Genomic DNA, 13,844 nt, shown 5'->3' with positions numbered 1-13,844 from the left:
ACGCCTCTATCTACGTAGACGTCACAGCTCCCAATGGCAATAAATCACGCATCGAGCTCACTCGCTCAGCAGAAACATGGGGCAACTATAGTGGTCGCACACGTATTTCGCTCCCTGGCGAATGGAATATTACCGCTGGTATCTTCGACGACACTGACGCCACAGTCGAAACAAGTATCATAGCGCAGGGTGGTGTACTCGAAAAAACCGGACAACCTGCGCGCCCAGAAGTGCTCGAAGAGATGGCCCGAGTCACTGGTGGCAAAGTTATCATGGCTAAAGACATCAAAGACATAGCCAGTAAAATCAACGCACTACCAGTCAAGAACCCACAAGAAGAAAGCATCCCTCTATCGGCTCAGATTGCTACGATGCTGACCATCATCGTCTTGCTGTCGCTCTTCTGGACTCTCCGCAAACTCAACGGCACCTTCTAGTTCTCTCTGGTGTGTAGCTCTGAACTTGTATTCATTTCTAGCTCAAGATCGCATAATTCATCCACCACAGACTTTCAGTATTTCAACGTTTTTCTTAGTAAAACTCATTCCCACAAACGAGATGAGCCAATACTTAATTAGTTTCCCAATCCGGTTCGATATCGACTTCATAGCACTGCATCACTGAGCTAATCATAGCCCGCCCGCTTTGCTCTTCATCATGTAACACGAAGTGGACGCCAGACACTTTTAAGCGCTCTGCTTGGGCTGTAAATTTGGCTCGCGCATAGATACGAATCTCAGGGTTGATCTCTTGGGCACTATGCATCGCCTTCAAGACTGCTTGTTCATCTGGGAACGTGAATGCGATACTTCTCGCATGCTCAGTGCGGGCTAAATGAAGTGACTCCGAATCGCTAGCGTCAGCAAACAGGCAAATCACTCCCTCACCGTGCAGACGTTTCACCGTTTCTGGATTTGTCTCCAGCACAATAACTCCGACGTTGCACCGGCTCAGGTTTCTGTGAAGGTTCTCCCCTACTGGACCATAACCGCAAATGATCACATGATCATTCAACTCACTTACCTGCCCGCCAATACCAAGTGTTTCATGCTCTGAGCCACAGAACTGTTTGCTAGAACGCTTAATTCGATCTGCCAGGCCAATACTCTTTTTAAGTAGAGTCGGTACAAGCCCCATTGAAAACGCGGTGCTTGCCAAAAGAACCTGCTCAAGTTGTTCTGATAGAGCATTGAACTCACTAGCTCGATTCAGCAGCACGATCGAGAACTCTCCCGTGCTACAAAGTGCAGCTGAGGAGACTAGCCAGCTACCTCGCCTTAGCCCTGACCAATGTGCAGCTAGGGCTACGATCACTCCTTTAACTACTATAATAGAGGCTGTCGCCAACAATATCGTCGGCCAGTAGGCTAGAATCACGTCCACATCTATCAACAAGCCGACAGAGACGAAGAATACAGTGAGGAAAAGGTCTTTAAAAGGTAAGATGTCGGAGAGCACTCGGTGGGAATAGATAGATTCACTCACAACAACTCCAGCAGCGAATGCTCCAAGCGCTGGACTTAAACCTAGTAAACCACTCACAAGTGCGACTGCAGCACAAAGCCCTATAACTGTGATTGTGAATAGCTCACGACTCCTCGTTCTAGCTACAGCATCGAGCATTTGAGGAAAGCCCCGACGGCTTAGAATGACAATACAGGCGGTGAATAACGCGCCCTTTAGTAAGGCTAGCCCGACTTCAACGGTTCCCTCTTCATTACTCAATAAGGGCGGGATAAGAACCATGAAAAGTATGGCTGCCAAATCCTGAAAGATAGCCATCCCCAATGCTGTTCGGGCTGGTGGGCTCTCTGGCAAGGCCATTTCCTGAAAACTCTTCATACTGACAGCTGTGGAGGAGAGTGAAAATGCGAACCCTAACAATAGAGCTTGAGCACCACTCAGCCCCAGAAGCATTCCTCCACCAACCGCCACGAGAACACATAATCCCACCTGTGAGCCGCCCCCTATAAACACCGGTCTACGCAGAGCCTTGATCTCTTTGAGAGAAAATTCGATTCCCAAAGTAAAGAGCAGCAGCACTACTCCTATTTCGGCTAGTGCATCGATCACACCTACCTGCTCAACTCCAACCCAGTCTAACAATCCAGAGTTTCGGATCACCACTCCGCAGATAAAATAACCTACAAGTAAGGATTGTTTGAAGCGTGTTAGCACCAGGGACACGACAACCACAGCTAACAGAACCACTGTCAGTAATATAAAGAATGGAGGAATCGCTGCACCTGCAGCCAGATAACAAAGCATGTGCTAATTTACCCTACTTTTTCCACTTTCATCCATCATAATTCACACTTTCTCACTTTTATTCTGCTAGAGCTCAAATAATGCGCTATACTGCTTCCAACAACTAAAGAAACAACTCTATGAAAACTACCATTATTTCATCCGCTGTCGCACTTTTAGTGCTCGTCTCAGCCCCTATGCTCTCAGCTCACTGTCAGGTCCCTTGCGGAATTTACGCCGACGACAACGTTTTCGTATCAATGCACAAGGACCAAGAAACTATTGCCAAAGCAATGCAGCAAATCACTGAACTTGCTAAAGAACCATCAAAGAATGCCAACCAGCTCACACGCTGGGTCAACAACAAGGAAAAACACGCTCAGTCCATCCAAGACACAGTGGCTCAGTACTTCCTCGCCCAGCGTATTAAAATCACTGAAACAGACAAAGAAGCGTATAGTAAAAAGCTCACACTGCTTCACCAAATCACAGTTTACGCCATGAAGTGCAAGCAAACTACTGACTTGGAGAATGCCAATAAGCTCCACCGAGCTCTCGATGATTTTCATGCTCTCTACGCGAAGAAGTAAGATCACTCTTTAACCACTTTTATGGAGGTCTATGCCACTCGCGCATAGACCTTTATTTATATAAATTCGCTTCATTATTAGAAATACTTATAGGAAATATTCTTCCGACTACTTCAAAAACCTATTGCACGTCATTGAAATCCCCACTACACAAACCTGCATATAGCTCAAGAATAGCAAGTTGCACACCCTTGAACATCATTTCAAAACTAACTAAAAATTAAAGACATGTCAGTACTCGTAGGAAAAAAAGCACCATCCTTCACAGCTAAAGCAGTGCAAGGCCAAAACATTATCGAAGAATTCTCACTCGACCAATTCGTTGGCGAAAAGTACGTTGTTCTCTTCTTCTACCCTAAAGATTTCACTTTCGTCTGCCCAACTGAGCTTCACCGCTTCCAAGACGAAATCGCCCAATTTGAAGCACGTGGCGTTCAAGTAGTTGGTTGTTCAACTGACTCTGAGTTCTCTCACTGGGCTTGGCTCAATACACCTAAAAACAAAGGTGGAATCGAAGGCGTTACTTACCCTCTCGTGGCTGACATCAACAAAACAATCTCTGAGGACTACGACGTCCTAGCTGGCGAAGTTGTTCTCGACGAAGACGACGACATCCAAATCGAAGGTGAACTCGTTGCGTACCGTGGCCTCTTCCTTATCGACAAGGCTGGCACGGTGCGCCACCAAGTTGTAAACGACATGCCACTTGGCCGCTCTATCAACGAATGTATCCGTGTGATCGATGCACTCCAGCACTTCGAGCAGCACGGTGAAGTTTGCCCAATGGATTGGCAAAAAGGTGATGACGCAATGACTGCAGACCATGCAGGCGTGTCATCCTACCTCTCTAAGTAATTTTCTCTCTCAAAAAGACTCCCCAAAGCCCATGCTTAATCGTATGGGCTTTTTTGTTTCTATACTCCTTCACACCAACCAAGAGAAAATGCCTGAGTTTTCTGGAATCCAAGATTGCGCAGTGGCTATTTCTCAGTACTTTACACACCAACATGAGCAGCTTTATAAAAATCATCGCTCCCATTCTCCTTTCCGTTCTCACTCTCAACGCTGGTGTCTATGAAGACCTTGAGTATGGGGATACAAAACAAGAGGTCACCGATAAACTCATGGCCTGTAATCGGGTCGAGAACACTGTGCCAAAAACCATGTTCGGTAGAGTTGGTCTCAATGGAACTTTCCGAATTAAGAAAGCCCTCAATGGAGTAAATTTCTCCATCTTTTTTGACTGGAATGAGCATGATAAACTCAAGGAAATCTCCTTGCGCTCAGACGCTATTGATCAAGCAAAATACAGTTCCACACTGCGCGAGCTATTCAAAAAAGCGAACAGACTTATCACAGAGATCTACGGGCCAGCTATCATGGCTAACCCTATGCCGAAGAACACCCAGATTGGTGATGGTACTATTCTTAACTCCCACCTCTGGCACATTGGTGAAGGAACTCTCCTTATGGGAATAGCTAAAGAACATGGTAATCTTCACCTATCCATTAGCTTTTTAGAAAAGCGTATCGAGCCAATTCGTAACTAGAAATACCATACTCCGTGGCCGACGCTCTAGCACAAAATCTCAGGCGCCATTTCAGTCACACCACATTTCGCCCACTCCAGAGAGAAATTATAGAAAGTGTGCTCGCTGGCACACCAACGCTGGCAATCCTCCCCACAGGTGCGGGCAAGTCGCTCACCTATCAGCTTCCAGCTCTGCTACTAGACGGAGTGAGCCTGGTGATTTCTCCGCTCATTTCACTGATTCAGGATCAAACCCAAGAGCTCAAGCGTATGGGGCTACCAGTTGGTCGTTTAGATTCGACTCTCAGCCCTGAAGAACGCTGTCACCAGCTCAGTTCGCTACGCAAGGGAGAGTTCAAACTCTTCTACACTTCTCCAGAGTCTCTAGCTAACCCAGCACTCTCCACTATTCTTCGCCAGATTGATATTTCCCTTATCGCCATCGATGAAGCACATTGTATCTCTGACTGGGGTCACAGTTTTCGCCCCTCTTACCTTTACTTACCAAAGGTTGTTAGATCTCTAAAGCCGCAGTCAGTGCTGGCTCTCACGGCTACAGCCACCCGTAAAACCGCCTCTGATATACGCAAACAGTTCAGAATAAAAACGGCACAACAATTCAGTTCATCCCACCTGAGACCCAATTTAAAATTTAAAATTGCACCATGTTCTGTAGCGGAAAAGGAGCCCACCTTACTCGCTGCCTTAGCGAACCAAGCGAGTCTACCTGCAATCGTTTACGCAACGCGCCAAGAACAATGCGAAGCCATTGCCCACATGCTGAATGCTCATGGCTACAAGGCGCGCTCGTACCATGCAGGACTCAACACCAAAGCTCGCTCACAAATTCAGAACCAGTTTCTTGCCGACGAAATAAATGTCGTTGTCGCAACCATCGCATTTGGTATGGGAGTTAATAAGCCTAACATTCGCAGCGTCATTCACTACCACCTGCCGAAATCACCCGAGGGATGGATGCAGGAAAGCGGCCGAGCTGGCCGGGATGGACTGCCAAGCCATTGTCTACTCCTAGCCTGTGGTGATGATGTGATTCCTCTGGAAAATTTCATCCAAGCCAAAGTGATACGGGACCGTCCACTCACCAAGCTCATAGGCACGCTGTTCGAGCAAGGCAAGACCAGCAAACTCTCCCCCTACCACACACGAGTCCAACTCGATTTTCATTCCAGTAGCTTAGACATCATACTCGCTCGGCTAGAGGTTAGTGGCCACATCAAATTCACTGGCACAAGCTGGCGCTACATTTGGGCATGGCCAGTAACCGGTAGTAGACTTGATCTCACTCAGTTCCCTAAAAAACTTCGCTCAGCTCTGGAACATATTTTCCAACTCGGTGAGCGATACGACACCGAATCTGTTGAAGCCGACTTCTCAGTATCGCCAGCAAAACTATGGAAAGCACTACTGCAGCTAAAGGAAGACAACTCCATCGTATGCAAGACTAGTGGTTGGTTCTGGCACTATCAGGTTAAAAATTCGCCACTTGATGCACCAACAATCAAACGTGAATTGTTAGGGCATTTACAGAAGCAAACAGAGACCGAGCTAAGTAAGCTTACCGAAGTTAAAAAGATCGCTACATCACGTGCCTGCATTCCCAACAAGCTAGCCCAGTGGTTTGGTGAAAAGGCAAATATTCCTTGCGGAAAGTGCTCATCATGCCTCAAAGAAAAGCGCCCGAGTAAACTACCTCAATCAAATGAACCTCCAGTCTCTGATTCTCAGATAGAAAGTATTCACCAGCTCCTAGATTCTCCAAAGAATAGGATACGAACGAACCAGCAACTCACACGTTTTTTGTGTGGTATTCCCAGCCCATTCTTGCGGCATTATTGGCTCACAAAAAATACCCACTTCGGGCTACTATCTGGCCATCATTACACAGATGTTCAACACTATGCTAAAGCAATATTGAATGCCGCAGACTAACTACCGCTTCCCGCCAAACTGCTTGAATAAGAAATCGACGGCACCTTTCCTAGCATAGTCTTTTATTAAGTCATCCACATTAGGTAGCACCGTTAGCGTCTTGACCTTGGGCTTAGACAGCGCCCCTTCGCTGTGTAAACTTAGTGTCAACTTGTCATTGACCAGCCATTTACTCTTTATCTCTTCCGCTATACCGCCGCGGATTTCCTTTGGCACATTTTTCAATAGTCTATCGATATGCCCGACCAACGACTGGCTAGATTTTTGGCTAGCACTTAGATCGAGAAAGAACTCGTGTTGCTCACTTGCCGAATTGAGCCACGACTTATCGTTCACTGCCACTTCCCAGTCATGAATGACAATGGACAAATCTTGCGTTACATCGACTCGGCCACGCTTATATCTACCTGCAATTTTTCGACTACGCCCAAACCCAGCTTTCTCCGGCAGTGTGCCGAAATTGATTCCGTACTTTTCTAGCTTTTTCCCGAAGGCCCACACCTTTTCAATGTATGGGACTTTAGTGGTTAGATAGGAAGAATCTGAGATATCTAAATCGAGTGTGACGTCCGGGTCAAGATCCCCAGTACTCGGGTCAAATAGTTGCGTTTCAGCATTCCCTCTAAGTCCAATTTCCCCATATTTTAGGGTTTTTGAGGCTGAATCAAATACCTCTAGATTCCCGGCCAACTTGAGTTGCGCTTGATTTACTAGCTCAAGGGCACTGGGGTCCACCTTGATATCTTCGAGCTCTATCGAATAGTCCTGCCCCTGAATGAAAACTCCCGTTTTCTCTATGGTTAGATCAAAACTTACGTTACTGATTGAGATCGATTTAAGGTGGGTCACGAATTCATCTTTGTCACGCGCATTGAAACTCTGCGGTTCCTCTACTGGAGCATCTTCTTCCACAGCATTTTTGAAGAAACTATCAAGCGAGTTTGTACCATCCTCGTGCAGCTTCACTTTAGCGTGCAATCCATCCAATACGAAATGTTCCACAGATATTTTTCGAGACAACAGATCCCACAAAGAAACTTCAAAGCTCACCTCTTTGCACATCAGTACACCTTCAGTTAGCGGGATACGCTCACTGTAAGTAACCTTACGGTACGCGCTATTGTCTCGCTCAGCTAGAATCACATCCTGAAGTGTTGCTTTAGCTGGGACAGAAAATAGCGAGACATCAAAAGAACCAATCTGCACTCGGCTATCGATTGAGTCTTCTATTTCCTCAACGAGGAATTCTTTGGTCAGCAAAAACTTTGCTGAAAATGCTAGGACGCATGCTGTGATAATGAGTCCAACGATAAGGCGTTTCAACCATTTCTTCATAGCGCGAAACCTAGCAGAGTATTAGTCGTCAGTATACTTTTTATGGCCCTCCTTCTTGGATTCCTTCACTTTAGCCATCGCTGCTGCGATTTTGGCTGGATCTTTTTCCAGGTAGGCTAGCTCAAGTTCGCAAAGCACTGAGTAGGAAAGCCCCATTAGACGGCGGGAGTCTGCAAGCGCTTTGGCCTTCTCGGATCCAGCTGGCATTTCCTCCACCATCACGGCCGTGTATTTCATCGCCGAAAGTAGCGCTTCATGCGCCTTACGCGCAGCTTCTGCTGCCGCGACAAAGTCATCCTTAGGGATGGTGCGGAGTGATTTGAGCTGCTTGCTCACAACCTTCATATCTGCTGCCATTTTTGACTCTTCCACTTCGGCTTGAAGACCTGCTGTCAGAGCGAAGCTCCCCAAGGCTAGCACTTGGAACGTACGCGAAAATCTATTTTTTATCATAAACAAATTTAGGATCTAATATCACCGGAAACTGTCAAGCCAGAGCCGTAGGAAATCTCTCTAAATTTGCCACTTCACAGTTGAAACTACCCCCAATGCTAGATCAAACTCCCGCCCAGATGGCTGCAAAGAAAGACAAGAAACTCACTCCTATGATGGCTCAATACACAGCCATGCGTCGCTCGCTCCCTGATGATGTGGTTCTTTTTTTCCGCTTAGGTGACTTTTACGAGATGTTTTTCGAGGACGCGCAACGCGCCGCGTCAACTCTCAACATTGCCCTTACCAAACGCCACGATGTACCAATGTGTGGATTCCCATACCACTCAGCTCAAGGTTATATTGCAAAACTCGTCAGAGCTGGAATTCGAGTGGCACTCGCAGAGCAAACGACGACACCAGTCCAAGGACAATTAGTTGAGCGTGAGATCTCACAAATCATTTCAGCTGGAACCGTCGATGACATCAACCTACTAGACGACACCCGCAACAATTATCTAGCCAGTATTTGTTATATAGGAAAACGCTACGGCTTAGCTTGCGCTGACCACACCACTGGAGAATTCAGCGTGTCAGAATTTCCAGACAAAATGCAGCTGGAAGATGAAATCAAACGACTCTCGCCGTCCGAAATCATTATCCCCGACGACCAGGTCAAAGAATTAGGCAACATTGCCCACTGCATGCCATACGACGGCTATGCCTACATTCCCGATCAGGCTCAGCACCAACTTAAAGAACAATTCAAAGTCCAGTCCTTCGATGGTTTTGGATGCGCTGACATGACAGCGGCCACCTCCGCCGCAGGTGCCATTCTACATTACCTAATCTACCAGCTCAGAAGGTCCTGTGATCACCTACTGAAACTCTCAGTCCGTGATAACAACGAGTTCGTCATGATCGATTCTGCGTCTCAGGGCAACCTCGACCTCGTAGATTCTCGCTCTGGGAAAAAGCATACTTTGGTCCACGCTCTCGATCGCACAGCCACTCCTATGGGAGCTCGGAAACTCCGTCACTGGGTCCTACACCCACTTCGAGATTTAGAGCCTATCGTCGCTCGCCAGGATCTCATCGCCGCCTTTCTTGAGCAACCCTACTTGCTCAACCAATGCCGTAGTTCGCTGAAAAAAATTCGTGACATTGAGCGAACCACCGGAAGGCTTTCACAAGGAAGTGGCACAGCTAGAGACCTCCAATCCCTTGGTAGGTCCTTGGCTCAAATCCCTACTCTCACTGAGGATCTACAAGCCGTCGCTTCCAGCATTCCACTTGCGAACCAGCTGCTAGGAAACATTCACAACTTCGATCACCTCGTCGAGTTGTTAGAGAACGCTCTCGTCGACGAACCTCCAGCAAAACTAACCGATGGAGGAATCATCCGTGACGGCTATTGTCCACCACTCGATGAATTCCGATCAGCCTCGCGCGACGGCAAGCAATGGATTGCACAACTGCAAGAATCCGAAAGGAAACGCAGTGGTATCGACACCCTTAAAATTAAGTTTAACAACGTCTTTGGGTACTTCATCGAAGTGACTAAAGCGAAAGCCAATCTAGTCCCCGATGATTACCAGCGAAAACAAACGATGGCCAATGCCGAGCGCTTCATCACTCCAGAACTCAAAGAAGTAGAAAGTAAAGTACTCGGTGCGGAAGAACGGTCGAAACAACTCGAAGCCGAAGAATTTACTAAGCTCAGAGCGCAAATTGCGGAGCATCTAGATGAACTACAACAAACAGCCGATGCCCTTGCCACACTGGACGTTCTCCTCGGCTTGACAGAAACTGCTCAACTGTTCCAGCATACTCGCCCACTGCTAGATGATTCCCGTAAAATCAGTATTGTGGAAGGGCGTCACCCAGTCCTAGAGCAAACTTTAGTCGATGAAAAATTTGTACCAAATGACACACTGCTTGAGCATGATGACTCCAGACTAGTCATCCTCACAGGGCCTAACATGGCTGGTAAATCTACCTACATCAGACAAGTAGCCCTCATCACCCTGATGGCTCAGCTCGGAGCCTACGTCCCGGCTGAATCAGCGCACATCGGTCTAGTTGACCGAGTATTCTGCCGAGTCGGGGCCTCAGATGATATATCCCGTGGCCAATCGACCTTCATGGTCGAGATGAATGAAACCTCGCTCATCATCAACAACGCCACTGACAAATCCCTAGTTATCCTCGATGAGATAGGCAGGGGCACTGCCACATTCGACGGTCTTTCAATAGCCTGGTCAGTAGCCGAGCACCTCCATGACTCGCTAAAGTCTCGCACTCTCTTTGCAACCCATTACCACGAACTCACTGACTTAGCAAACACGCGCATAGCCGTGGAAAACTACAATGTCGCCGTGCGAGAGTGGAACGATGAAATCATCTTCCTCCGCAAAATTCTGCCCGGGTCAGCCGACAAATCCTACGGAATCCAAGTAGCAAAACTCGCTGGTCTGCCAGTGAGCATCGTCAAACGCGCCAAGGACATCCTTTCTCATTTAGAAATGAATTCTTCCAAGCCTGAAGCTACAAACAAGCCTCTCGCTAAAAACACCAAAGCCGCAGTTCCGGAGCCAAACCCTCCGCAAATGGATCTCTTTAGTTAAAGCCCAAAATTAGCCTTTACAGCTTTGCGTTTTAAGCCAAGTTCTCGCCATTCATTGGTCAGGCGAGATGCCTCGATGACTCCACAGCCTGAGGGAATCAATAGAGTATTCCCTTTCCAGTACGCCCCGCGAATAGTCACGACTGCGTGAAACTCACCATGCTCATACAACCCAAAAGGTGCACCAAAATGTGCGGGCGCATTGAGGCGATCTCGCCATTCATGCAATAACTTCAGAGTTTTCGGCGTTCTTGGCAATGGTCCCAAAGCTGGAGTCGGGTGCATCTTTCGCAGTAAAAAATCGATACCATAATCCCCGTACATAAAGATATCAAGCGGGGTATGGAAATGGAGTAAACTCCCGAGGTCCATGATTCTGCGCTCACTCCTCTTCACCATCCCGAGATCAGCTAGGCTGGCGACCAAGGTCTGTGCCACATACTCGTGCTCACGAATCTCTTTTTCGTCGAACGCAAAGATGCTGTGTTCGTCTGAACGAGCCGTGCCAGCCAAAGCCATGGTCTTAAATCTCCCTTTGCGTAGATGAAACAACAATTCCGGTGTGTAACCACAAAAACCCTCGTCTCCTTCAACCCATGCGTAGGAATAAATATTGTCTCCTGCTAGATGAAGGTCACGTAGCAAGCCTAACATATCACCGCTCACTAGCCGACCTATCTCAGTCGCCACCGGAACTGACTTCTCAAAAGTTCCTCGCTGGATAGCTTGGTTAATTTCACTGAAAACTCCTGTGAATCCTTCAGGCTCAAGTGTATCCCAAGCAAAGTTAGGTTTCTCAAATTGAGCAAAATCTGATGCGCTGAGTTCAAAGACTTCCTGTGGCACCTTCCACGGGCGCAACTCATCTAGAGCGAAGTTATTCTTATAAAAAGCAACTCCGGTGTGTGGGCATTCTGCCAATTCCTTGAAAGGGCCCACCCCGACCAAGATATTACCTTTGGTTTTTTTTAGGATTGCATAGTTGTGCTTCTTGCCACTCATCGTCTGAATCTAACTATCCAAATGCCTGCATGAATCCAACTTCTAGAGCTAGCGGCTCGCTGACGTTCGTTTCTAATAACCCCCCTAACTTCTCCAGTGCATCCATTCTACGTAACAAAGAGTCTAGTGAATCACTCTCTGCCACGGATTTCGTTACGGCTGAATGTGCTGGATAATCCAGGTGCTCCACACCGCATTTTTGCCTCACTACATCGCCCAACCAGGTGACGAGAACATCTAAAAACTTCCCCCTTTCTAACAGGTATTCGCTCTCAGTGAGAGCCTTATAGTAGCTCTCTCGCTGTTTTAGCCAATCCCCCTCAGTGGTCTTTTTATATTGGAGGATTTCTTCTTTTTCTGCTGCGTCGTTGGCTTTACTTATGCTTGATTTGCGACGGTCTAGAACTTTAGAAAATGCAGCCTTTAGGGTGAGAGCTCGTCCAACTGAACCAAATCCAACTTTGCCAATCTTACCTAAAACATCGAGTAGCTCAGCTTCACCTTCGTAGGGTTCACGTCGGTCGTTTGTAATCAACGTAAGTTGGACGCAGCGGGAAAGAATAGTTGGAAGGAGCCTATCATGGTTACTTGTAATAAGCAGCAATAGGCAATTGGGTGGCGGTTCTTCCAGAGTTTTTAGGAAAGCGTTTTCAGCTGCCACTCCCATGCGGTCGGCTTCTAGCACTACTCCGACTCTCCACTGATCCTTTTCGGATGACTGGTACATCGATTTCTCGAGCGCACGAATTTGCTCCACTGAAATTCTGCGTGATTTCATCTCGGGCCTCACGACCCGTACCAAGTCTCCTTCTAATTCATCAATAGTCTTAGGCTCCGGGGCCGGGGCGTCGCCAAACAGCTCAAGACCTGTTGTGGAGTCATGTGCTCCGTTGACCATCTCAATCATTCGAGAAGCTAGCTTTGTGCCACCAGCCAGAGCTTCGCCAGTAATTAAAAACGCATGACTCAATCGCTCACGCTCGTGGGCTGACTTTACTAATTCAAATGCCTTGTCTTCGGTGTACGCCATGGTCTCTCACTATGCTCAATGGAACCTCAAAAATAACAACAGAAAAACCGATTTATCCAATTTTTACTGCGGCTGCCCAGAGGGAAGCGTCAAGTTCAGCCATTGCTCGCTGTTTTAAGTTATCTGCAGTCTGCGGGTCATGAAGAATCGCTATCATAGTGGATCCAGAGCCACTCATCATTGCCGCAGCCACTTCGTCTTGCTGCAACAACCACATTTTCATCTCTGCCAAAAATCGATGCTTTTGGAATACTGGGCGTTCCAAGTCGTTGAAAAATTCCCCCCAAGGCATGAACTGGGTCGCATAGTCTACCCCTGCAATTTCCTCCGAATTGCGCCAACTTTTGTACGCTGCCGGCGTGCTGACTCCAAAGCTTGGCTTGAGTAATAAAGCATCTAAAACGTGGGGCCATTCGATGGGGTCGACCATCTCTCCACGCCCAGAACAATCACAGACACTGTCGTAGACAAAGAATGGCACATCACTGCCTATCTCCCCAGCCCAATCAGCCAGAACGTCCATAGCCAGTTCTGTGCCCTCTAGGTGATTGAGCGCGCGCAATGTGGCAGCTGCATCGCCACTCCCGCCTCCTAAACCTGCTCCATGCGGTACAAGCTTTTCTAACTTCACACGATAGGCACAGGCCTTACCTGTTTCTCTTTGAAAAATGCGAACTGCCATGGTGACAAGATTCGACTCATCCAGAGGAACTCCTTCTTTCTTACATTCCAACGTAAATTCATCGGATGGAGTAAATTTTAGCCGATCCGCCAAACTGATAGGAGCCATGCGTGTTTCCATCGCATGAAAACCATCCTCTCTTTTCCCTAGAATCTTTAAGTTTAAATTGACCTTTGCTCGGGCTATTTCTGTATGCTCATTCATGCTTGGATCTATTACTTATGCTTCGATACCCAACAGCGCAAGCATTCTACCAGTTGCTCCTTTTTCGATACGGTAAGAATAATACTTAGATAGGTCCGAACTAGTACAAATGCCACTGTCATAATACTCCTTCACTCCCGCTACTTCTATAGTCTTCTTTATCTCTAGGGCAAAATCACACTCATAGGCTGGAGGCCGAATACAAGGAGCTAGCA

12 protein-coding genes and 1 pseudogene are annotated in these 13,844 nt (G+C 47.4%); 6 read left to right on the top strand and 7 right to left on the bottom strand.

Going from position 1 to position 13,844, the window contains the following annotated elements; translation table 11 throughout:
* A pseudogene (locus tag ABGY95_RS10925) lies at nucleotides 1-437 on the top strand (hypothetical protein); the annotation flags it as partial.
* A 133-nt stretch (nucleotides 438-570) separates the two neighbouring features.
* Here the strand turns inward: ABGY95_RS10925 and ABGY95_RS10920 are convergent.
* Nucleotides 571-2,268: a cation:proton antiporter gene (locus ABGY95_RS10920; protein WP_347441715.1), complete on the bottom strand. Its 1,698-nt coding sequence runs from the start codon at nucleotides 2,266-2,268 to the stop codon at nucleotides 571-573.
* Between the two features lie 119 nt (nucleotides 2,269-2,387).
* Here ABGY95_RS10920 and ABGY95_RS10915 point away from each other — a divergent pair, with 119 nt between their 5' ends.
* The 4 genes from ABGY95_RS10915 (at nucleotide 2,388) to ABGY95_RS10900 (ending at nucleotide 6,318) form a co-directional block, all read left to right on the top strand.
* Nucleotides 2,388-2,837 carry a superoxide dismutase [Ni] gene (locus ABGY95_RS10915; protein WP_347441714.1) on the top strand — a complete coding sequence of 150 codons (450 nt, stop codon included), beginning with the start codon at nucleotides 2,388-2,390 and terminating at the stop codon, nucleotides 2,835-2,837.
* A gap of 228 nt (nucleotides 2,838-3,065) precedes the next feature.
* Nucleotides 3,066-3,692 (top strand): peroxiredoxin, encoded by a 627-nt coding sequence (locus ABGY95_RS10910; RefSeq protein ID WP_347441713.1) that lies wholly within the window; start codon nucleotides 3,066-3,068, stop codon nucleotides 3,690-3,692.
* Between the two features lie 152 nt (nucleotides 3,693-3,844).
* A complete protein-coding gene (locus ABGY95_RS10905; RefSeq protein ID WP_347441712.1) occupies nucleotides 3,845-4,387 on the top strand; it encodes a hypothetical protein in 543 nt (180 codons plus the stop codon).
* 14 nt (nucleotides 4,388-4,401) lie between these two features.
* Nucleotides 4,402-6,318, top strand: coding sequence for a RecQ family ATP-dependent DNA helicase (locus ABGY95_RS10900; RefSeq protein WP_347441711.1), 1,917 nt, complete (start codon nucleotides 4,402-4,404; stop codon nucleotides 6,316-6,318).
* On the opposite strand, the gene ABGY95_RS10895 is transcribed toward ABGY95_RS10900, so the two are convergent.
* Together ABGY95_RS10895 and ABGY95_RS10890 are read right to left on the bottom strand one after the other, a co-directional pair.
* Nucleotides 6,319-7,653 carry a hypothetical protein gene (locus ABGY95_RS10895; protein WP_347441710.1) on the bottom strand — a complete coding sequence of 445 codons (1,335 nt, stop codon included), beginning with the start codon at nucleotides 7,651-7,653 and terminating at the stop codon, nucleotides 6,319-6,321.
* A 21-nt stretch (nucleotides 7,654-7,674) separates the two neighbouring features.
* Nucleotides 7,675-8,106, bottom strand: coding sequence for a hypothetical protein (locus ABGY95_RS10890; RefSeq protein WP_347441709.1), 432 nt, complete (start codon nucleotides 8,104-8,106; stop codon nucleotides 7,675-7,677).
* A 95-nt stretch (nucleotides 8,107-8,201) separates the two neighbouring features.
* Between ABGY95_RS10890 and mutS the strand changes: the two genes are divergently transcribed.
* Nucleotides 8,202-10,712, top strand: a complete 2,511-nt coding sequence (gene mutS / locus ABGY95_RS10885; RefSeq protein WP_347441708.1) for a DNA mismatch repair protein MutS — start codon at nucleotides 8,202-8,204, stop codon at nucleotides 10,710-10,712.
* On the opposite strand, the gene ABGY95_RS10880 is transcribed toward mutS, so the two are convergent.
* The 4 genes from ABGY95_RS10880 to ABGY95_RS10865 all read right to left on the bottom strand — a co-directional run.
* Nucleotides 10,709-11,713 carry a chorismate-binding protein gene (locus tag ABGY95_RS10880; RefSeq protein ID WP_347441707.1) on the bottom strand — a complete coding sequence of 335 codons (1,005 nt, stop codon included), beginning with the start codon at nucleotides 11,711-11,713 and terminating at the stop codon, nucleotides 10,709-10,711. The two genes, mutS and ABGY95_RS10880, sit on opposite strands and share 4 nt — an antisense overlap.
* 13 nt (nucleotides 11,714-11,726) lie before the next feature.
* Nucleotides 11,727-12,743 carry a hypothetical protein gene (locus ABGY95_RS10875; RefSeq protein ID WP_347441706.1) on the bottom strand — a complete coding sequence of 339 codons (1,017 nt, stop codon included), beginning with the start codon at nucleotides 12,741-12,743 and terminating at the stop codon, nucleotides 11,727-11,729.
* 52 nt (nucleotides 12,744-12,795) lie between these two features.
* Nucleotides 12,796-13,629 carry a 4-(cytidine 5'-diphospho)-2-C-methyl-D-erythritol kinase gene (gene ispE / locus ABGY95_RS10870; protein WP_347441705.1) on the bottom strand — a complete coding sequence of 278 codons (834 nt, stop codon included), beginning with the start codon at nucleotides 13,627-13,629 and terminating at the stop codon, nucleotides 12,796-12,798.
* 15 nt (nucleotides 13,630-13,644) lie between these two features.
* Nucleotides 13,645-13,844 (bottom strand): laccase domain-containing protein (locus tag ABGY95_RS10865; protein ID WP_347441704.1); only part of this gene is annotated, 200 nt, incomplete at its 5' end.

This window comes from Rubritalea sp. (genome assembly GCF_039830215.1).
Lineage (GTDB): Bacteria > Verrucomicrobiota > Verrucomicrobiia > Verrucomicrobiales > Akkermansiaceae > Rubritalea.
The sequence above is the reverse complement of the archived record's forward strand: the minus strand, read 5'-3'. Positions and strand labels throughout refer to the sequence as shown.